The organism is Pseudomonas sp. UC 17F4 (genome assembly GCF_900101695.1).
Taxonomy (GTDB): domain Bacteria; phylum Pseudomonadota; class Gammaproteobacteria; order Pseudomonadales; family Pseudomonadaceae; genus Aquipseudomonas.
In genome coordinates this window covers 3,551,095-3,568,547 of record NZ_FNKV01000001.1, presented here as the reverse complement: position 1 = coordinate 3,568,547, position 17,453 = coordinate 3,551,095, and the positions used below count along the sequence as shown (strand labels likewise).

19 protein-coding genes and 2 pseudogenes are annotated in these 17,453 nt (G+C 56.0%); 12 read left to right on the top strand and 9 right to left on the bottom strand.

Translation table 11 applies throughout. The features are described from left to right. Positions 1-129: 129 nt before the first annotated feature. Positions 130-561, top strand: coding sequence for a hypothetical protein (locus BLR26_RS27165; protein ID WP_143013284.1), 432 nt, complete (start codon positions 130-132; stop codon positions 559-561). Here BLR26_RS27165 and BLR26_RS27540 read toward each other — a convergent pair. Next, a complete protein-coding gene (locus tag BLR26_RS27540; RefSeq protein ID WP_093382644.1) occupies positions 497-703 on the bottom strand; it encodes a DUF6434 domain-containing protein in 207 nt (68 codons plus the stop codon). The genes BLR26_RS27165 and BLR26_RS27540 overlap by 65 nt on opposite strands. A 145-nt stretch (positions 704-848) precedes the next feature. On the opposite strand from BLR26_RS27540, the gene BLR26_RS16435 reads away from it, so the two are divergent. The 4 genes and pseudogenes from BLR26_RS16435 to BLR26_RS27535 form a co-directional block, all read left to right on the top strand. Further along, a complete protein-coding gene (locus BLR26_RS16435) occupies positions 849-1,082 on the top strand; it encodes a hypothetical protein (RefSeq protein WP_093382641.1) in 234 nt (77 codons plus the stop codon). A 261-nt stretch (positions 1,083-1,343) separates the two neighbouring features. Then, on the top strand, positions 1,344-2,078 hold the full coding sequence (locus tag BLR26_RS16430) for a hypothetical protein (protein ID WP_093382638.1): 735 nt from the start codon (positions 1,344-1,346) through the stop codon (positions 2,076-2,078). A gap of 195 nt (positions 2,079-2,273) precedes the next feature. Further along, on the top strand, positions 2,274-3,089 hold the full coding sequence (gene dapF / locus BLR26_RS16425; RefSeq protein WP_093382635.1) for a diaminopimelate epimerase: 816 nt from the start codon (positions 2,274-2,276) through the stop codon (positions 3,087-3,089). Positions 3,090-3,175: 86 nt separating this feature from the next. Beyond that, a pseudogene (locus BLR26_RS27535) lies at positions 3,176-3,415 on the top strand (site-specific integrase); the annotation flags it as partial. A 674-nt stretch (positions 3,416-4,089) separates the two neighbouring features. Here BLR26_RS27535 and umuC read toward each other — a convergent pair. Continuing rightward, a complete protein-coding gene (gene umuC, locus BLR26_RS16410; protein ID WP_093382629.1) occupies positions 4,090-5,364 on the bottom strand; it encodes a translesion error-prone DNA polymerase V subunit UmuC in 1,275 nt (424 codons plus the stop codon). After that, the gene (locus BLR26_RS16405) at positions 5,357-5,782 is read right to left on the bottom strand and encodes a LexA family protein (protein ID WP_093382627.1); all 426 of its coding nucleotides are present in this window, start codon (positions 5,780-5,782) and stop codon (positions 5,357-5,359) included. The genes umuC and BLR26_RS16405 overlap by 8 nt, the downstream gene beginning before the upstream one ends. Before the next feature lie 98 nt (positions 5,783-5,880). Between BLR26_RS16405 and BLR26_RS16400 the strand changes: the two genes are divergently transcribed. Continuing rightward, on the top strand, positions 5,881-6,549 hold the full coding sequence (locus BLR26_RS16400; protein ID WP_093382623.1) for an SOS response-associated peptidase: 669 nt from the start codon (positions 5,881-5,883) through the stop codon (positions 6,547-6,549). A 426-nt stretch (positions 6,550-6,975) separates the two neighbouring features. Beyond that, on the top strand, positions 6,976-7,938 hold the full coding sequence (locus tag BLR26_RS16395; RefSeq protein WP_093382619.1) for a fimbrial protein: 963 nt from the start codon (positions 6,976-6,978) through the stop codon (positions 7,936-7,938). Positions 7,939-7,955: 17 nt separating this feature from the next. Here the strand turns inward: BLR26_RS16395 and BLR26_RS16390 are convergent, their stop codons facing one another. Continuing rightward, a complete protein-coding gene (locus BLR26_RS16390; protein WP_093382615.1) occupies positions 7,956-8,165 on the bottom strand; it encodes a hypothetical protein in 210 nt (69 codons plus the stop codon). 233 nt (positions 8,166-8,398) lie between these two features. Here BLR26_RS16390 and BLR26_RS16385 point away from each other — a divergent pair, with 233 nt between their 5' ends. Then, positions 8,399-8,749, top strand: coding sequence for a hypothetical protein (locus BLR26_RS16385; protein WP_093382612.1), 351 nt, complete (start codon positions 8,399-8,401; stop codon positions 8,747-8,749). Positions 8,750-8,811: 62 nt separating this feature from the next. Here the strand turns inward: BLR26_RS16385 and BLR26_RS16380 are convergent, their stop codons facing one another. After that, positions 8,812-9,828, bottom strand: a complete 1,017-nt coding sequence (locus BLR26_RS16380; RefSeq protein WP_176794256.1) for an AraC family transcriptional regulator — start codon at positions 9,826-9,828, stop codon at positions 8,812-8,814. A 185-nt stretch (positions 9,829-10,013) separates the two neighbouring features. Between BLR26_RS16380 and BLR26_RS16375 the strand changes: the two genes are divergently transcribed. Continuing rightward, positions 10,014-11,030, top strand: a complete 1,017-nt coding sequence (locus BLR26_RS16375) for a PNPOx family protein (RefSeq protein ID WP_093382606.1) — start codon at positions 10,014-10,016, stop codon at positions 11,028-11,030. A 221-nt stretch (positions 11,031-11,251) separates the two neighbouring features. Here BLR26_RS16375 and BLR26_RS16370 read toward each other — a convergent pair whose 3' ends face one another. Then, positions 11,252-11,806: a hypothetical protein gene (locus tag BLR26_RS16370; RefSeq protein WP_143013283.1), complete on the bottom strand. Its 555-nt coding sequence runs from the start codon at positions 11,804-11,806 to the stop codon at positions 11,252-11,254. Positions 11,807-11,946: 140 nt separating this feature from the next. Between BLR26_RS16370 and BLR26_RS16365 the strand changes: the two genes are divergently transcribed. Continuing rightward, the gene (locus BLR26_RS16365; protein ID WP_093387534.1) at positions 11,947-12,459 is read left to right on the top strand and encodes a GNAT family N-acetyltransferase; all 513 of its coding nucleotides are present in this window, start codon (positions 11,947-11,949) and stop codon (positions 12,457-12,459) included. A 200-nt stretch (positions 12,460-12,659) separates the two neighbouring features. Here the strand turns inward: BLR26_RS16365 and BLR26_RS16360 are convergent, their stop codons facing one another. Further along, positions 12,660-13,550 carry a LysR family transcriptional regulator gene (locus BLR26_RS16360; protein ID WP_093382600.1) on the bottom strand — a complete coding sequence of 297 codons (891 nt, stop codon included), beginning with the start codon at positions 13,548-13,550 and terminating at the stop codon, positions 12,660-12,662. A 121-nt stretch (positions 13,551-13,671) separates the two neighbouring features. On the opposite strand from BLR26_RS16360, the gene BLR26_RS16355 reads away from it, so the two are divergent. Then, positions 13,672-14,787: an NADH:flavin oxidoreductase gene (locus BLR26_RS16355; RefSeq protein WP_093382596.1), complete on the top strand. Its 1,116-nt coding sequence runs from the start codon at positions 13,672-13,674 to the stop codon at positions 14,785-14,787. A 101-nt stretch (positions 14,788-14,888) separates the two neighbouring features. Here BLR26_RS16355 and BLR26_RS16350 read toward each other — a convergent pair whose 3' ends face one another. Further along, positions 14,889-16,061, bottom strand: coding sequence for a M24 family metallopeptidase (locus BLR26_RS16350; RefSeq protein WP_093382593.1), 1,173 nt, complete (start codon positions 16,059-16,061; stop codon positions 14,889-14,891). Between the two features lie 87 nt (positions 16,062-16,148). Between BLR26_RS16350 and BLR26_RS16345 the strand changes: the two genes are divergently transcribed. Continuing rightward, positions 16,149-17,096, top strand: a complete 948-nt coding sequence (locus BLR26_RS16345; RefSeq protein WP_093382590.1) for a LysR family transcriptional regulator — start codon at positions 16,149-16,151, stop codon at positions 17,094-17,096. 252 nt (positions 17,097-17,348) lie between these two features. Here the strand turns inward: BLR26_RS16345 and BLR26_RS27530 are convergent. Continuing rightward, a pseudogene (locus tag BLR26_RS27530) lies at positions 17,349-17,450 on the bottom strand (lysis protein); the annotation flags it as partial. Positions 17,451-17,453 lie beyond the last annotated feature (3 nt).

Sequence of the window (17,453 nt, the reverse complement as noted above, 5' to 3'; positions counted from 1 at the left end):
CAGCGTCCCGCCCTTTTGGAAATGACCTGTGAAGGCCGTTATGATGAGGCGCTTCGTCATGCGTAAACGCAGGGACGCGAAAATACGGATAGCCCGGCTAAGCCGGACACTTGAAGATGGGTATACGGCATGACTGACCGGGAATTACTGGAACTGGCAGCCAAGGCTGCCGGCTATGAACTCATCGAATGGACGGATGCATGGCAAGGCCATACGGGGCACCCGAGGGACGGTGAAGCGGGTTTTCTGCTGCGCGTCGACGCACGGCACGTGCTGTGGAACCCGCTGGTGAATGATGGCGATGCCCTGCGCCTGGCGGTGCAGCTGGGTATTCACATCGATTGCGCATTTCTCTGCGCGATGCCCAGAGACCTCTACGGAAAAAATCCGGACGACTGGACTGAAGGCTCAGATATCGACTCGGACGATGAGTGCGAGTTGATGCGCCGCGCCATTGTCCATACCGTGGCCCGTATCGGTAAACGCCAGCATCAGATCAACGGTGAGTCCGCATCCACTCATCCGCCACGTCGCCCATCGTCAGGGGTTCCGCCGTTTTAACCCAGGCCATGAAGGGTCGGTCGAACTTGAATGACGCCCCACACTGGCCAATCAGAAACCGCCGGACCTCCTGGGTATTGCGATAATTCTTGTCCAGCGGCGTGCTGCGGGTAATCGGCCCTGCGTGCCAGTCGAAGCTCATTTCCTGTTCCCTGGATGGTGTGGTTCGCCCAAAGCCTAGCACTGCCCAGGCCACAAAACACCAGCAGGGTGACCCGCACCGTTCAAGGCAGTGGATAGATCTGCTTGTACCCGCTACCTTGAGGCTTCACGCAAGGAGTTCGGACATGGCAGATAAATATGTTGGCAAGCTCATGGGGGTCGGCACGGACAACGTGCAGTACGTGATCAACATTTATCAGGACGAGACCGTTGAACGCTCATCTCACGGCATGGTTCGCCATGAGGGCCGCAAGCATTTCGAGATGCAATTCGGCGGTGAGGTGAAGAAGATTTCCGAGACGGAGTACGAGATTGTGGCCACGGGCATCAGGGTCACTGTGCGCGGTGACCAACGCTAGCCTCACCCTTTGCCTTTATTCCTGTTCCTGGCCCCGCCCTGGCGTGCTTTGGATTTCGGATTTATCCCGCCAGATCGATTCGCCCGAATCGCCTTCACCAGATTCGCATCGAAGCCGATGTCTTGCCCCCTGCATGCGCTCCAGCATTGACACTGTTACGGCAGGTTGATGTTAATATTCGGCGCGGCCACGCCGCACTGCGCAACAGGAGCAGCATGCATACCTTGCAGGTATGCTGATTTTTGATAAGGACTATTTCTCATGCGTTTTCAACGTTCGGGCATCGCCGCCCTTCTCGCCACGTTAACCTGCACGGCTGTTCTGGCCGCAGATGACATTTCCGGCGTCGCCCTTGGATCCTCGTTGGCTGTCGCCAAAGAAGCCATTGCAGAGGCAAACCCAAACTTCAAGCTTTCGCCATTGATGCTGCGTGACGGCAAGGAAGCCGGCGTTACAGCAGTTACAGCAGACCGACTCAAAGGAACCGGCCTCAGCAATGCGGGGGGGCCTTCTGACGAGTTTGCAGCGCTTCAGAATGATGCTGGGAAAGTGTGGTTCATTGCGCGTGTTCAACGCTTCGAAGACGGGTCGCGCATCAAGACAGAGGCACTTAAAGCTGCCTTGACTGAAAAGTTCGGTAAACCGTCGAACATTACCCAGATGATGACGCTCGGCCTTGTCTGGCAGTACGACCGCGACGGGAAACAGTACTTTGGCCCCAGCTCAGAGGGTCCATGCAAGGGCGTGCGCAGCGCCAACAGCAACATTCCCGGTGTGTCGTTTCCGGCGCCGCAATCGTTTAGCCCAACCTGCGGGAAAATCATCCAGGTTGGCGCTTCGGAACAACCAGACGAAATGGTGCCTCACTACACAGTGTCCATCATCGACGTCAAATCGATGTTTGACGAGCTGGCTGCGCGTGATGCTAACGCCGAAGCCGATCGAAACAAGAAACTGTCTGATGAGCAAGCGAAGAACGTAAAACCCAAAATCTGACAGGAAGGAAAAGGCCGTTGGTAAAACAACGGCCTTTGATCTTCAGGTCAAGGCTTGGCTTCATCACCACCGTGCATAACGACCTATCCTGCCTGCCAAACGCATCTGCCTAATGAGTCTTGCAATAGTAATGCAAATAGGGGTAGATCGCTTCAACGCGTTAATTCATCACACGTCTCGAAGTCAGGCCAAATTATGCCGTTAAGCTTTCATAAAATGCACGCCAATGGTGATGATTTCGTCATCGTAGACTCGCGAAATTCACTCAGTCCGGTTACCAGCAATATGGCTCGGCGAATGGGCGATCGGAACCGAGGAGTCGGTTTCAATCAACTTGCGGTGATGCTCGATTGCGATGACGCAGATGCGCGTTTGAAATTCTGGAATGCGGATGGCTCACCGCTGGACGTTTGTGGCAGCGCAACGCGCGGTGCCGCGGATATGTTGATGCGTAGCGCCCAAAAGACTTCAGTAATACTGCGAACCAAGCGTGGCTTGCTAACGTGCGAGCGAACCTCAACCGGCGGCGTTTCTGTAGACATGGGAAAGCCGCTTTTGGGCTGGTCAGATGTTCCTCTGGCTATGGAAATGGATACTTTGCTATTGCCACTGCCGGGGAGCCCAACAGCCTGTGGCATGGGAAATCCGCACTGCACCTATTTTGTCGATGATCTGACAGCCGTTGAGGTTGCGTCGATTGGGCCGACAATTGAAACCACGTCCTTGTTTGCGCTCAGGACGAACGTGCATTTCGTGCAGGTCATTGACCGAAAGCACATCCGGTTGCGAATTTGGGAACGCGGGGGTGGTATCCCGCTGGGTTCAGGCTCCTGCGCTTGTGGCGCCGCGGTGAACGGCATTCGTCGTGGCTTGTTAGACAATTGCGTTGAAGTTGAATGTGACGGTGGAGCCGTGACGGTTCAATGGGACGGCGTGGGATCAGTCTTTCTCTGCGGGCCGGTAGAGACGACTTTTTCCGGAACAATCGCGGATGCTTTGTTAAAAGCCTGATTTTCAGGCAGGCCGCTCGATTCATGCCGCGTTCTACGAGTTCGAATTTTTCACTGGCATGAGGTTATCTGCACCACCAATGACGGCCAATCCTCAAGGAATTGGGGATCGGCTACCGGCGGCCATACAACTGCTGTCACACCTATGCGACAATATGCTTAATGTCTGGCCTCAACCCCGCATTTATCGCCCAACAGCTCGGGCATAGCGTGCAGATGCTCTTATCGACGTATGCACGCTGGATAAACTCGTCCAATGACTGGCAGGCGCTGGAAAAGCTCCAGATTGGTCCGAAATTGGTCCGCAGCTGCGAAGACGTCACATAAGCTATTGATAGGTAAGCCCTTTGATCTCCACCGCTAACATCACCATGCAGTCCTGTATGGGTGTTAGCGGGTGCCAATGCGTTGATTTTATTGGGCGAAATCCCCCATCGCCCCCCACCCAAACGTACCCATTGGTATCAAAATTGGTATCAGCATCACTCCCTCCTTCGGCGTCCTGCCGACCGATCACAGTTCCCCTTACCCTACAGCTCGTCATCTTTCTGACCTTCCCCCTTCACACCCCAGAAATGTCCACTACCGTATATTGCTCGCTCGGCTCCAAGGAAAAGGTATCCGGAATGAAAGGGAAGCACATAGCCTTCTGGGCGTTGATGGTCATCGGTCCGTCAGCGTTAGCAGGATCAATCTCGGCGCCCGCCGACCCTGACGCCAAGTACTCAATTATCAGCGTCCAAAACGCCGGACTGGGGATTGAGGTCATTACGAAGCGCGAGGGCATCATTGGAGCCAGCTATACAAAGCGCCAATTTGACTGTACGAACCGCAAGTCCTTGTACATGGGATCAAGCAACTCCCTGGCTGACCTCGAGAACATCCGGGCAGATAGGGATGCGCTACCTTGGGCTAAAGGCTCACTGACTCGGTCCATATCCGAGGTGGTGTGCAAAGGCGTAGTGCTGGTTTCGAGACCGTCTTGATTCCTTCCCAAGGCTTCATTCACACGCGACTTTCCATAGCTGATCCAGTCTGGTGGTGAAGCTTTGGCTCATCATCTCGCGGCGCATCCCCCAGTCGGGGTTCACCGGTACGCTCGCTGCTCGCAGTGTTCCCCTGCCCCATCGCTCATTGATCTGGTCAAGCACCGCCATCACCCTGGTCGCCTCGGCCGGCTGCGCCGCGGCGAACAAGTCGTCGGTGTACTCACCGCGCTGGCAGAGATTCAGGAGCATCACCTCGGCCTTGCTGTAGTTGAAGCCAGGTCGGAACACTCGATCAAGCGCGTCGACCGCAGCCTTTGTGAGCAGTCGCACGTCATCGGTGGGATATGGCAGATCGACGACCACGCCATTCGCGTACTTGGCCTCATCCGGATTGAACATACCGGTGCGGATGCTGACGCGCAGCTTCTTGCAGACAGAACCCTGGGCCCGCAGCTTTTCCGACGCCCGCATCATGTAGGTGGCTACCGCTTCCTTAATCGGGGGTAGTTCCTTGAGCCGCTTGCCAAACATCCGGCTACAGCAAATCTCCTGCTTTGGCGGGTTCGGCTCATCCAGCTCCAGGCAGGGCGTGCCGGCCAGCTCCCGGGCGGTCTTCTCGACCACCACGCTGAACTTCTTCCGAAGCGTCCAGGGGTCAGCTCTGGCCAGGTCCATTGCCGTCTTGATGCCCATGCCTTCAAAGTGCGCGCTCATGCGCCGGCCAACGCCCCACACCTCGGATACCGCAGTGTTGCGCAGCACCCAGTCGCGCTTGAACGGGTCGCAGATGTTAACCACGCCGCCAGTCTGCGCCTGCAGTCGCTTCGCGGTATGGTTCGCCAGCTTGGCCAGGGTCTTGGTCCCGGCAATGCCGACGCCGACCGGGATACCTGTGCAGCGCAGCACCTGCCCGCGAATTCGGCGTCCCAGCGCGTCCAAGCCTGTTATGCCTGTCAGATCGGCGAAGGCTTCATCGATGCTGTAGACCTCGACGCCGGGGACCATGGATTCAATCAGGCTCATGACCCGCTCGCTCATGTCACCGTAAAGGGCGTAGTTTGAGGAGAACGCCACAATGCCGTGCTGCTTCAGCTTCTGCTTGATCTGGAAATACGGCTCGCCCATTTTTATAAATGGCTTGGCATCGTAGCTTCGAGCGATGACGCAACCATCGTTGTTCGACAGCACCACAATCGGCACCTTGGCCAGGTCCGGGCGGAATACCCGCTCGCAGGATGCGTAAAACGAGTTGCAGTCGATCAGCGCGAAGACCGGTGGGTTAGACATGGCTGCGCACGCTGCTGGTGACCACACCCCAAATCGACAGCTCATCGCCCTCCAGCACGTAACGCGGCGGGTACTTCGGGTTCTCGGACAGCAGGATCACGTCCTTACTGCGGATGCACAGTCGCTTGCATACAGGGTCGTTGTTCAAGAGCGCTACGACGATGTGACCGTGAGCAGGCTCCAGCGAGCGATCGACGATCGCCAGATCCCCCTCGAAGATCCCGGCCCCCTGCATGCTCTCGCCGGTGATCGACACCAGATAGACGTGCGGAGCCCTGATGTTCAATACCTCATCCAGGGAGATGTGCGCCTCGATATGGTCTGCCGCCGGCGAAGGGAATCCGGCAGGAACCTGGGACGAGCACAACGGGAGTTGCAGGCCGCCTTCAGCAATGGGGCCTATGATTGAGTAGCTCATGACGCACGACTTCCGACACTGTACGAATATACAGTTAACTTTCAGAAAGCCTTGCGGTCAATTTCTATGTGAGAATTTTCTGACAGGCGGGAATCTCGATGTGCGGAAGATTGAGCCAGTACCACGGCATCCACGACTTCGTCGACGCCCTGAGCATGCCCTGCCCGCTTGCCAACAGTGTCGGTGACCATCCGCTTGAACGATACAACGTCGCCCCGACGACCAGGGTCGCCCTGCTTCGGCTCGAGGGTGGAGTACTGCATGCAGACCTGGTGCGCTGGGGTTGGCGGCCGCACTGGGCCAAGGACCGCGCCGCGCCGATCAATGCCCGGGTCGAGAAAGTGGCTCACGGTCCGTTCTTCCGCGCGATCTGGCCGCACCGGGCCATTGTGCCGATCGACAACTGGTTCGAATGGGTCGATGAGGGCGGCCCAAAAAAGCAGCCCTACTTGATCCGGCGTCGTGATGGCCGCCCTTCCCTGTGTGCCAGCATTGGCCAGTTCAGCGAAGAGCCAAACGAGCATGACGGGTTCGTCATCATCACCGCCGACAGCGCGGGCGGCATGGTCGATGTGCACGATCGGCGGCCGGTGGTACTGGCGCCGGAGTTCGCTCGGGAGTGGCTCGATCCGGCAACGCCGAAAGAGCAAGCCGAGCAAATGGCGCTGAGCCTGGGCGAGCCGCCAGAGGTATTCGAGTGGTTTCGGGTGAGCACTGCGGTAGGAAACGTGCGTAATCAAGCTCAAGAGCTGGTCGAGCCGCTTTGATAAGGATGCGATTTCACTGGAATTGATTGAGGGGGCGATTAGGCTGTTCAGCCAAAATGAGAATCGTCTGATGTCGAGCAGGAGGCGGGATAGGTAGCTTTACCTATTCATTTCTGACAGTACGAATTAGCAATGTACATACAAAACTCGGAACTAACGCCAAGCAAGCAAGCAAGCAAGCAAGCAAGCAAGCAAGCAAGCAAGCAAGCAAGCAAGCAAGCAAGCAAGCAAGCAAGCAAGCAAGCAAGCAAGCAATTATAAGCCAAACCCAATTGCATTGGCAAGTCTATTTTTTGCAATATCTGCTTGCGCGCCCACCGTGCCACACGAAACTTTTGCCAGCCCATCTACTTCCGATGAACTGAATAAAATCAAAGCCGAAAACCCGAATTACTATTGGGAATTTATTGAGAGGCCAAGTAACTAATGGCACTCAAGAACATCACATGGCCACTGCTCGCCCTAATACTCTTCGCCAACGAATCCTCAATGGCCGCGATTTGCACGCCGACATCAAATTTCAAGACGCTTATATTAAACTCTTCACTTGGCGATGTTAAACTTGATATCCCCCGAGATACGCCCAACGGCACGACCGTTTACGAGAAAACCATGGGAAGTTTGGGCGACACGGGCACATATGATTGCAGCGTCAGCACCAATATGGGGATTATCGCTAATCCCTCTCTCAGTACCCATGCCACCAAGGGCTACTTGTTCGAATTGCCTGGGACTGGACTGTCTTGGTTCATTAAAGGTGGACGTAATAGCAATGGCCTGTTTTCCTACGATGACAGAATTTCCAACACAACGGGGAGCAGATACTTGGAGGGAGATACCTATACATTAGGTCTGGTAAAAACAGGACGTATTCCCACCAACACCAAAATAATCAATGGGCTACTTGCCACCTACAAGAAAGGTGACTTGGAACTTTTCAAGTTCTATCTTGATTTGACCATTACCCATCAATCTGCCTCCTGTAAGAGTCCAGACCTGCAAGTCAATATGGGCACGGATCACACCGTTAGCAGTCTTGGGGCTGCCAACCCGCCCAGGGTCGCCTTCAACATTAACCTGATTGATTGCCCGAAGACGATCAACAAAATCCATTACATGCTCAAGGCCAATACCGCAACCATTGATGCAAGCGCGGGTATTGTTGGCCTAAGTACCGACTCAGGTGCTCGCGGGGTTGCCCTTCAGCTATTCAATGACGACAATCAACCCATCCAATTTGATAAAAACCAGGTTTTTACAGATAGTACTGGAAGTATTGGAGGAAACTTCTACATCCCCCTCAAAGCAGCCTATTACCGGATACCCAATGAATCCCTTACGCCTGGCACGGCAAATTCGAGCGTAACCTTCATCATGAGCTACCTTTGAAGGTCACATTCTTTCCATCAATGAAGCGTTGCGCCTTTGTTTCCAAGCAATCGCAGCTGGTATTCCGTGACAGCCTGGTACAGCGACTCGGCCTCCAGGCGCAAGCGCTCAACTTCCTTTGTCGGTCGACCAGCATCCTGAGCTGCATGGTAGCGCCGTTGCGCATCGATGGCCTGCTGAATCAGCGGCTCGCCGACCTCGATAACTCCCGCCAGGGTCTTCTTCACGCTCGCCGCTCCAGTAATTTGATCAAGCAGTATAGGCCAATAGCGATTCAGGCCTTGCTGTCGGGCGGCCAGATCAGTGACGATACCAATCGTCTGCTTCCGGCCAAAAGCTGTCAGCGAGTCTCTAAAAAGTCAGGGGCGATTCAGAACTTCTGTATCGCTGGGGTGGTGGCAACTTCCAAAATAACACAAAGGGCAAGGCACTAAACCCCTAGTTCCAGAGGAATTTTGACATGCCTAAGATAAGCATTTCGTGCAGCAATCCTGTAAAGGATATAGAGGCAACAAAGCTATTGCACAAATCACTTGGATGGGCTGTAGGCAACGCATCAAACATGCTAGCCATGGGTGAGCGAGGCTTTTTTTACACCTGTCAGCTTTACCTGAACGACCACATGGAACATGACAAAAACATAAGGGCGATAATTGATTTTTTCCAAAGCAAAGAAATCCCACTAACAATAATTGAAATTGGTGATGACGAAGAATGGGGGTCAATAGACCCCAGTAATTTGGACGATATAAAAATAAGCGAAGAGCTTATGCTAAATGAATTAAACAGCTCCGGCGATTATAGCGATTGAATAGACAGACAGGTGTAGCCTCGCTTAACGCGCCATTGACGCCGAAAGCGGCAAGCCCATTGCTAGTCTCGAAAGGCTCCCGGAGGGCGGTCGAACCAGCGCTTGAAGGCACGGTGGAAAGTGCTGGGATCCCTGAACCCCAGCCGCTCGCTGACCGTCGCCACGGGCAGCCCCTGACGAATCAGCTCCGCGGACAACTCGCGACGTACCTCCGCCACCAGCGCGCTGAAACTGGTGCCCTCTTCCTTCAAGCGTCGGTAGAGCGTGGTGCGACTGACGTGCAACGCCTGGCAGGTTGGCTCGATGCTCATGCCTTCGGGCAGGCTTGCGAGAATCAAGCGACGCACCGTGCCGGCAAGCGTATCTGCGTCTTGCAGCTGCGCGAGTGTCGCCCTTGCACGAGACTCCAGCATCTGTCGCAGGTAGTCGCTGGCGCCGAGAATGGGATGCTGCAGGAAGTCTCGCGGCAGGTGGAGGCTGTTTCTCTCGCTGTCGAAGCGCAGCTCGCTGCCGAACAGCTCGACAAAGTGCGCATGGTAGGCCGGGGATGGGAAAGCGAACTCGCAGGCCAGAGGCCGCAGCTCTACGCCGGTCATCTCCCGGCTCCAGCGCAGCACTGCACTCATGCTGCGTTCGATGGCGGCCTGCGGGTAGGTTTTGCCGGGGGCGAAGGTGATCTCCAGCACCAGGGCATCTGCCGTTTCACTGTACTGCCAGCTCTCCGAAGGGTTCATCAGCGCGATATGCCGCTGGAACACTTCCAGCACCTCGCTCACCCGACTGCATTGGCGCAACCAACTAGCCAGCACGCCATGCGTGGCGGGGTTGAAGGTCTGCCCGATCAGCAGGCCGATATGCGGCAATTGCGTGTTGTTCGCGGCGAACTGCCACAGCGCCAGTAACTGGGTCTCGTCGACACGCTGCTCCTGGATCGGCGATGCCGCAGCCCCCTGGTCGAGAAGTTTGGCACCCTCCACCCCGGCCTCCCGCAACTGGGTTGCAGTGACCACGCCGAGATTCAGCAACTGGTCGTGCAGATCCAGCACTGCGACGGCAGATACGGTGGTACTTCTGACCATCGGACTTGCTCTTGGTAGTTGCTTGGGTAACGACTCTAACGCACGGTGCAGAGCGGCGGCCAGCCGTCGGCCATGCAAGTGCAGGTTGCAACCAAAAGCCATACAGGTTGAACCGCAGAGCCATGGCCAGCCGTCATCGGACTGCCTAGCATCGACGACACGACCATGGCACAGGAAGACCTGCTATGCCCGAGCACAGAATCGAATCGTTAAGCGCCTTGCGCGCACTGATTCCGCCACCACCGGCGATGATGCACAAACGACTGCAGCGCAAGTTGGATGAGCACTGCCTGCTGATGATCCGCCAAGCGACGGTTTGCGCCGTCGGCTTCGCCGACCCGCGGTTAGATATCGAGTACCTCGATTTGCGCCACCATCCAGTGTTACGGGCCGAGGGCCAGGACATCTTGCTGCCCTGGCCGGCAGACAAAGCGATCTCACAGCAGCCGATAGAGGAAATGGCCTGCAGTCTGTATTTCATCCTGCCCGGCGTGGGGTTCAGCCTGCGCGCCAATGGCCGGGGCTCTCTGCGGGCCAGAAAGCTGTTGGAGTTTCGCGCCGAGGCGCTGTTCCTGCACTGTTCGCGAGCCAAGGTACGCGCCGATTTCTGGCGGGCCAGAGAGTACACCACGCCCTTTTTAGCTGACACAGGGCAGGCCTTGTCCGAGCCAGCGCAGGCCTTTATCGCCGCCTCGCCGTACCTGCTGATGCTTACGCAGCGCCAGGCCGACGCCACCGAGATGTCGCCACGAGGTGACCCGGCTGGTTTCGTACAGGTACTGGATCGCCACACTCTGCTGGTACCGGAACGCCCTGGCAACAAGGTTGCCTGCAGCCTGAGCAATATTCTCGTCGATGGCGCCTTGCGCCTGTCCTTCCTTCAGCCCGGCGCCGACACGGTTTTATCCGTGGCCGGGCGCGCCTGGTTGAACAACGACTCGAACTTGCTCGCCCCACTGGCAATCAACGGCAAGCCACCTCGGGTCGCTACCGTCGTGAACATCGAGCGCTATCGCTTTCAGCATTGCCCAGAACTGCTGGCCGCGGGCTTGTGGGATCGCGCAACACACCTGGACGAAAGGCAGATTCCAGCCTTTTCCAAGATGCTGTCCGAGCACATGAACGGTACGGGCCTGTTGGGCAAGGCCACCAGCCTGGTGGTCGATGCGGTGGTCAAGCATGACCTGCGCCATCTCTACTGAGGTGACGGGGTAGGCGACGGCTTAAGTGCCCTTCTGTACCTTGCCCAGCCATCACAACCTGCTCAAACGAGATTCTGCGATGGAAAAGGCCTTTTACATTCGCGGCAGCTAACGGCTAGAAGCGGACATTCGATGCGGATAAGGATGGAGACGACCTCTCGCTCTCGATTTCAGGACGCAGCAACATAGCATGCATTCCCGTGAGCAAATCAACGGATCGTTTACTCGGGAATTCCGGTCAACGTATGCACTACACGCATTGCACAAGGCGGTCGAGCCCCTTCCGGGTCGAGCTGTTCGCATTTCTTCAGCAGCGGGTAGGCATCGGCAAACTTCATAGCCGCCACCTGTTCGGCGTGCTGCTGCGAAACAAAGCAGTGCTCGAACCGGAAGGCGGCATACACCTCGGGCAGCAGTGCTGGATAATCGTAAACCTCGTCGACGATACTCTTTAGCATCTTGGACATCTGCCCGTTGGCTGTGGGGGAAATCCTGGTGAGCAGATCATCCTTGGCAACGCCCGCTTGCCTGGCCGCAATAGCTTCCTTCGACGCACCGATGGATGCCTGCACTCCCTGCGGAAACGGACAATCAGACGCCGCCAATGCCGATGCCGACGCCATGCAACTCAGTAAAGTGAAAACAGCAGCCATCCTTGTCATGGAATTTCCTTGTTTGTAGCAAGCATTGTTGAAATAAGCTGCGGATTCTAACCGATACCAGTTGATGATGCGCTCCATTGACCTGGTCCGCTCCGGGTGATAACGGTCACTCATGACCGGCTGCTTTCGACCCATAGCTGTCATTCAAGGCATGCAGAAAGCGATCATCAATAGGCGAAAAACTGATTGATTACCTCTTGGGCCGACTAGATAGGGAGATTAGCGCGGTGGAGCTACACAGTGAGCGTTTAAACATGAGGCAGATAATCGAAGATGACTGGCCGCTGTTCCTCGCGCTGCACGGCGATCAGCGTGTCACCCGATACGTCTGCGATACGCAAACACAATCCGAAGTCCGCGAAAGGTTCGAGTCAAGGCTGCCCCTGTGGTTGCCCGGCTCAACGCACTGGCTATGCCTCGTCATGTTCGATCCACATATCCAAGAAGCTATCGGTGTGACAGGTCTGAAGCTGGCAGAGCCGACCGGCTCGACAGCTGAAGTCGGCTATCTGTTGCTCCCGCAATTTCAAGGCAAAGGGTATGGTTCTGAATCTCTACAAGCAGTGATCAGCTATGCCCGAGATGTTCTTTGTTTGGATGCACTCAAGGGCGTCGTTACCGATGGAAATATCGGGTCATGTCGTGTGTTAGAAAAATGCGGTTTTGTGCTTGAAGAACGGCACGCCGATGCCTTCTGCATTGGTGAGCAACTATTTGACGACTTGGTCTATTTGAATCGAATAGGCAGGTGTCTAGAGGGGCGCTAATCGGCCTGGCTCAGCCTTTGATCTGTGGCAGCCATTGGCCGATAGCTGTCGGTCACAAATGGCGGATTTCGGCCCAGCTGTGCTGGTCGCATTTGATGCAAACGACTGGTCAAGTCGAATGCAAATGAGCGGGTAAGTGGAATGCAACTCTCCAGCTGAATTCGGGCACCGCAGAGGCGTCGGTTACAGGAAAATGCGCGTCAGCCTGATTTTCTGATCATATCCAGCTCATCCTCCAGCGCGCCTAAGAATACTTTGACCCGCATAGGCGTAAAACGTCGGCTAGGCGTCACGGCCCAGACCGAGAGATCCTCCATTTCGGCATCCTGTAACTCAACGACTTCAAGCTTACCGTCGCGCACCTCGCGGATGATGTCCCATGAGGTCAGCATGGCGAGGCCGAGACCTTGGATCGCTGCGATTCTTACCGCGTCAACGCTGCTGGTGTTGACACGACCGTTTACACGCTTGCGAGTGAGCTCTCCATCAATGATGAACGGCCAGCGCGGAATGGCTTGAAGCTGAATGCAGTGGTGAGCCTCCAGCTCAGTCAACTTCGTAGGTCGGCCATTGCGGCGTAAGTAGTCCGGCGATGCACATATCACGCGGGGGTTTGAAGTGATTCGCTTGGCGACCAGTTCGGAATCTCCCAATGGTGCAAGGCGAAGGGCTAGGTCCAGCCCTTGTCCGACGATGTCGATCACTTTGTCCGAGAGATCTAGGTCAACGCTCAGATCAGGATGGGCTTCCAGTAAGCGAGAGAGCATAGGCACCACTATTGATTGGCCAAATACGCTCGGCGCGGTCATGCGCAGGACGCCTTTCGCTTTGGCGGACGCTGGGCCCAGTTCGCTTTTCGCATTGTCTTCCGCATCAATTATCGTTGATGCATACGGTAGGAAGAGCTGGCCTTCAGAGGTGAGCGAAACTGATCGGGTGGTGCGATGGAACAAGCGCGTGCCCAATTCTTCCTCCAGTGCGGCCACTCGCCGTGACACCTGCATAGGCTGCACATCCAGTTGACGCGCAGCAGCGGAAAGACTGCCGGCAGACGCGACTGCCTGAAATACCCGTAGGTCGGACGTCAGCATTTTATATCCTTTTTTGTTAAGCCCGCTTCACTGGCAAGAGCCTTTGTCTCGCCGCTTTCGCTCGATAGCATGCTTGAAACAGCCGGTTCCATAGTGTGTTAAACGACTTTACGAGGCAATTATGAGCGAAACAAAGCAAGTCATCTTATCGGCCTACGATATCAAAGGCGCGCATTTCCGGAACCGCCTATCGGTAGCACCGATGACGCGGGTAACTGCGACGGAGGATGGTCTGGTCACGCAAACTATGCGTGACTATTACCTACGGTTCGCCAAAGGCGGGTTCGGTCTAATCATCACCGAAGGTTTGTACACCGATAAGGCATTTTCGCAGGGCTACCCCAACCAACCGGGACTGGCAGATGAGGAGCAGGCAGCCGAATGGTCGATGCTCAACCAGGATTTGCAGGCGCAGGGCGCTCTCGTTTTTGCGCAGATCATGCACGCCGGTGCGCTGAGTCAGGGCAATATCTATCGCCATCACAACATTGCCCCCTCTGCCGTTCAGCCCGTGGGCGAGCAGATGACTGTTTACCATGGCACAGGCTCCTACTGTATGCCTGTCGAAATGACTGAAGCTGAGATCGCGGAGGCTATTCAAGGCTTCGTGGATACGGCAGCACGTGCGGTCGAGGTGGCAGGATTTGATGGTATCGAAATACACGGAGCGAACGGGTACCTACTCGACCAGTTTCTGACGGCCCACACCAACTTGCGCAATGACCGCTGGGGCGGTGATATCCGTCAGCGCATGAGTCTTCTCGTCGAGGTGGTCGCTGCGGTGAAGGAACGTGTCGGAGCGAAAGTGCCGGTGGGCATCCGTATTTCTCAGGGCAAGGTCAACAATTTCAAGAACAAGTGGCTCGGTGGTGAAAGCGACGCTCAAATCATCTTCAGCGCTCTGGCTGATGCTGAGGTCGATTTTATTCATGTCACTGAGTATGAGGCGTGGCAGCCTGCATTCGAGGGTTCTCACGACAGTCTCGTCGCTATGGCCAGGAAGTATGCTCCGGGCGTGTCGATCATTGCGAACGGCGGCCTGCATGATCCAGATCGTGCAGCCGAGGTAATACGTTCGGGGGCTGATCTTGTGGCGCTGGGGCGCGGCGCGCTCGGCAATCCTGACTATCCTTCGCTGATCGAGGCAGGCGCAGAGCTTCGTCAGTTCGATGGTTCCATCCTTCAGCCCATCGCCAACATCAAGGAACGTGAATTGGACGTAGAGTTGTGCGAATAGCCGCGACTAACTCGTAGACTTAGAAATAGCCGCGCGAATGCCCGTCCTATCATCAGGGCGGGCATTGCAGCTGCTATTTAATCTGTGTCAGGAATCTGGCGTTACAGGCGGGCTGGGCAAGTTGAAATCAGTTCTACGCGATCAGCGTGCACCAGCACGTTATGCTCGAACTTCACAAAGCCGACGTCTTTTCGTCCAGCCATGCATTCGATGGCAATTGCCATGCCGGCCTCAATCTTCGTTTCGTTGCCAGGCACCAACCAAGGCGATTCCCAGCCAATACCGTAGGAATGCCCGTGCAGCGGGTATCCGCAATAAATCTCTCTGCTCTGAAGCACCTGCAGAACGACATCATACAGCGCTTGTGCCGACACCCCCGGCTTGCACGCGTCAACGCCTGCCTCAATGGCCGCGATTGCGCCGTCGTACACTTCGTTCTGTTCAGCTGTCCATTTACCGCCTGCGACGACAGATCGCGAAAAGTCCCAAGTGTAGCCTTCGACGGCTGCCCCGTACATGTCACAGTGGAAGATGTCGCCCGCTTCAAGCTTGCGTGTCGTCCATTGCGGTGCCATGCCATGTGCGTAGAAAGAAGAATGCGGGCCTGAGGAGCAGGCCGCGTCGATCATTGCCGCGCCCCGACGAATAGCAATGTTGTAGGCAGCCGCAACAGCATCGGCTTCAGTGGTGCCAACGGTGACTGCACTTTTCATCATCGCCTCCATGGAGGCATTGCCCACCTCGGCGGCTTCGCGCAGCAGTTCGAACTCGAAAGCTGACTTATGGGTGCGCAGCCCTTCAATAGCGTAATCGAGCTCTATGAACTGTACGCCCACCGCAGCGCTGAGCAGGCGTTTGTAGACAGACGCAACCAACCAAGGCCCGGCGACCAGGCCTACGCGGGAACTGCCAAGGCCCATTTCCTTTAGCGTTGCCGCAACTTTGTCGGGAACGAAGCCATTTGCCGAGCGCACGTCCTGAACGGCAATCACGTCCCGACGGATCGCCGGTGACTCGGTGATTAAAATGGGTTCGCCTGTCGCAGGGATGATGACGGCGCCGTGAGAAAGTCCCGCCCAGAGACCCGGTAGATCCGGAGCATAGGGAAAGACAGGGCAGTAGTTGGAGAGGTAGATCAGGTCGTTAGCTGTGTCGACGGTGCCGCCACCTTTACCCCAGACAACCAGTGCCTCAACGCCGTTGGCCTTGGCAACAGCTTGGGCGCGCTTCCAACGATTTTCAAACTCAGACCGGGGAGTGCGATTCGTAAGCAAGGTGTCATCCTCTTGGAATGCTTGAATGAAGAACCGAGCTTAATGGCGAGGGTTGTTGACGATAAGGCGGTAAGTTCGTTATAGGTTATGAACTTAAAGTTGATAATCGAGGCGAATGTGCAATCCACATCGAGCGGTCATAACCCGGCACTTCTCCCTGGGCTTTCGGTGTTCGTGACGGTGGCCCGCAATTTGAGTTTTGCCCGTGCTGCCTCCGAGTTGGGTGTCAGCTCTACGGCTGTCTCCAAAACGATAAAGCAGGTGGAGGCAGCGCTGGGCGCCAGGCTCTTTAATCGCACCACGCGCAGCGTTTCCCTGACCGATGCCGGAAGTCAGTTACTCAAGACTGTCGAGCCTGCGCTGGCTTCCGTGGACAGCGCCATCGATCAGATCCGATCAGACTACGATCAGCCGAGCGGGGAGCTACGCATCAATTCCTCCCACGTCGCGTTCGTCTCCTTGATCGAGCCTCATCTCACCGAGTTTTTGCGGTTGTATCCGGCCCTGAGCGTGGAAGTTTCCATCGACAACGTTCTCAGCGATATTGTGGGAGTGGGATTCGATGTCGGCGTGCGGTTAGGGCATACCGTCCAGCAAGATATGATCGGCGTACCTCTGGGGCTGCCCCAACATCGCATTGTCGTTGGTTCTCCAGACTACTTCCGTCAGCACGGCGAGCCCAAGGAGCCTCAACTACTGATAGCTCATACCTGCATTCGTCAGCGACTTCATACGCGAGGGCAATTTTACGAATGGGTATTCTGGGTGAATGACAGAAATCAGCAGGTCAACGTGACTGGCAATGTCATATACGACGAAATGCGCGCGGTGGTTTCTGCTGCGTGCAAGGGCGTGGGGCTAGCCTACGTATTTCGCCAGTTTGCCGAGAAAGAGCTTGCCGAAGGAAAGCTGCGCGCAGTGTTGGAACCCTTCAGTCCGGTCGGGGAGCCTTTCTACTTGTACTATCCCCACCGAACGCACATGCCCGCCAAGTTGAGGGTCTTCGTGGATTACCTCAAAGCCAAATGCCCCTAGCCTGCTGACCAGGTTCTATAGTGCGAAAGCTCCTTAAGTATCACATCCAGAGCCAAGGCTTTTCAGTCGACTACCGTTGCTAGATCGTCGCAACTCTCTGCTGCTCTGTGCTTTTCAATTTCGTCCAGCAGGTCGGCGTTTTGTTCGGCCTGAGTCGCCCCGGATTTCGTAGGCACTCCTGGCGGTTCGCTTTTGGCCGATTGCTGCCCTTCGCGAAAGCCCGCTTTGGGTCGAAAGCAGTCTCTTTACTGCTTACTTCCCGATACCTCGTGCGTAGGCCTGGCACGCTCGCAGGGCAATCAATCCTTGGTCACCGGCATCGGTGATAGCGACAATTCGTTGAGCAGCCGCTGGGTG

Bases quoted from the DNA above. Each gene is read 5' to 3' on its own strand.
- BLR26_RS27165 (WP_143013284.1), top strand. From the start codon at position 130: ATGACTGACCGGGAATTACTGGAACTGGCAGCCAAGGCTGCCGGCTAT.
- BLR26_RS27540 (WP_093382644.1), bottom strand. From the start codon at position 703: ATGAGCTTCGACTGGCACGCAGGGCCGATTACCCGCAGCACGCCGCTG.
- BLR26_RS16435 (WP_093382641.1), top strand. From the start codon at position 849: ATGGCAGATAAATATGTTGGCAAGCTCATGGGGGTCGGCACGGACAAC.
- BLR26_RS16430 (WP_093382638.1), top strand. From the start codon at position 1,344: ATGCGTTTTCAACGTTCGGGCATCGCCGCCCTTCTCGCCACGTTAACC.
- dapF (WP_093382635.1), top strand. From the start codon at position 2,274: ATGCCGTTAAGCTTTCATAAAATGCACGCCAATGGTGATGATTTCGTC.
- umuC (WP_093382629.1), bottom strand. From the start codon at position 5,364: ATGTCTAACCCACCGGTCTTCGCGCTGATCGACTGCAACTCGTTTTAC.
- BLR26_RS16405 (WP_093382627.1), bottom strand. From the start codon at position 5,782: ATGAGCTACTCAATCATAGGCCCCATTGCTGAAGGCGGCCTGCAACTC.
- BLR26_RS16400 (WP_093382623.1), top strand. From the start codon at position 5,881: ATGTGCGGAAGATTGAGCCAGTACCACGGCATCCACGACTTCGTCGAC.
- BLR26_RS16395 (WP_093382619.1), top strand. From the start codon at position 6,976: ATGGCACTCAAGAACATCACATGGCCACTGCTCGCCCTAATACTCTTC.
- BLR26_RS16385 (WP_093382612.1), top strand. From the start codon at position 8,399: ATGCCTAAGATAAGCATTTCGTGCAGCAATCCTGTAAAGGATATAGAG.
- BLR26_RS16380 (WP_176794256.1), bottom strand. From the start codon at position 9,828: ATGGTCAGAAGTACCACCGTATCTGCCGTCGCAGTGCTGGATCTGCAC.
- BLR26_RS16375 (WP_093382606.1), top strand. From the start codon at position 10,014: ATGCCCGAGCACAGAATCGAATCGTTAAGCGCCTTGCGCGCACTGATT.
- BLR26_RS16370 (WP_143013283.1), bottom strand. From the start codon at position 11,806: ATGAGTGACCGTTATCACCCGGAGCGGACCAGGTCAATGGAGCGCATC.
- BLR26_RS16365 (WP_093387534.1), top strand. From the start codon at position 11,947: ATGAGGCAGATAATCGAAGATGACTGGCCGCTGTTCCTCGCGCTGCAC.
- BLR26_RS16360 (WP_093382600.1), bottom strand. From the start codon at position 13,550: ATGCTGACGTCCGACCTACGGGTATTTCAGGCAGTCGCGTCTGCCGGC.
- BLR26_RS16355 (WP_093382596.1), top strand. From the start codon at position 13,672: ATGAGCGAAACAAAGCAAGTCATCTTATCGGCCTACGATATCAAAGGC.
- BLR26_RS16345 (WP_093382590.1), top strand. From the start codon at position 16,149: ATGAACTTAAAGTTGATAATCGAGGCGAATGTGCAATCCACATCGAGC.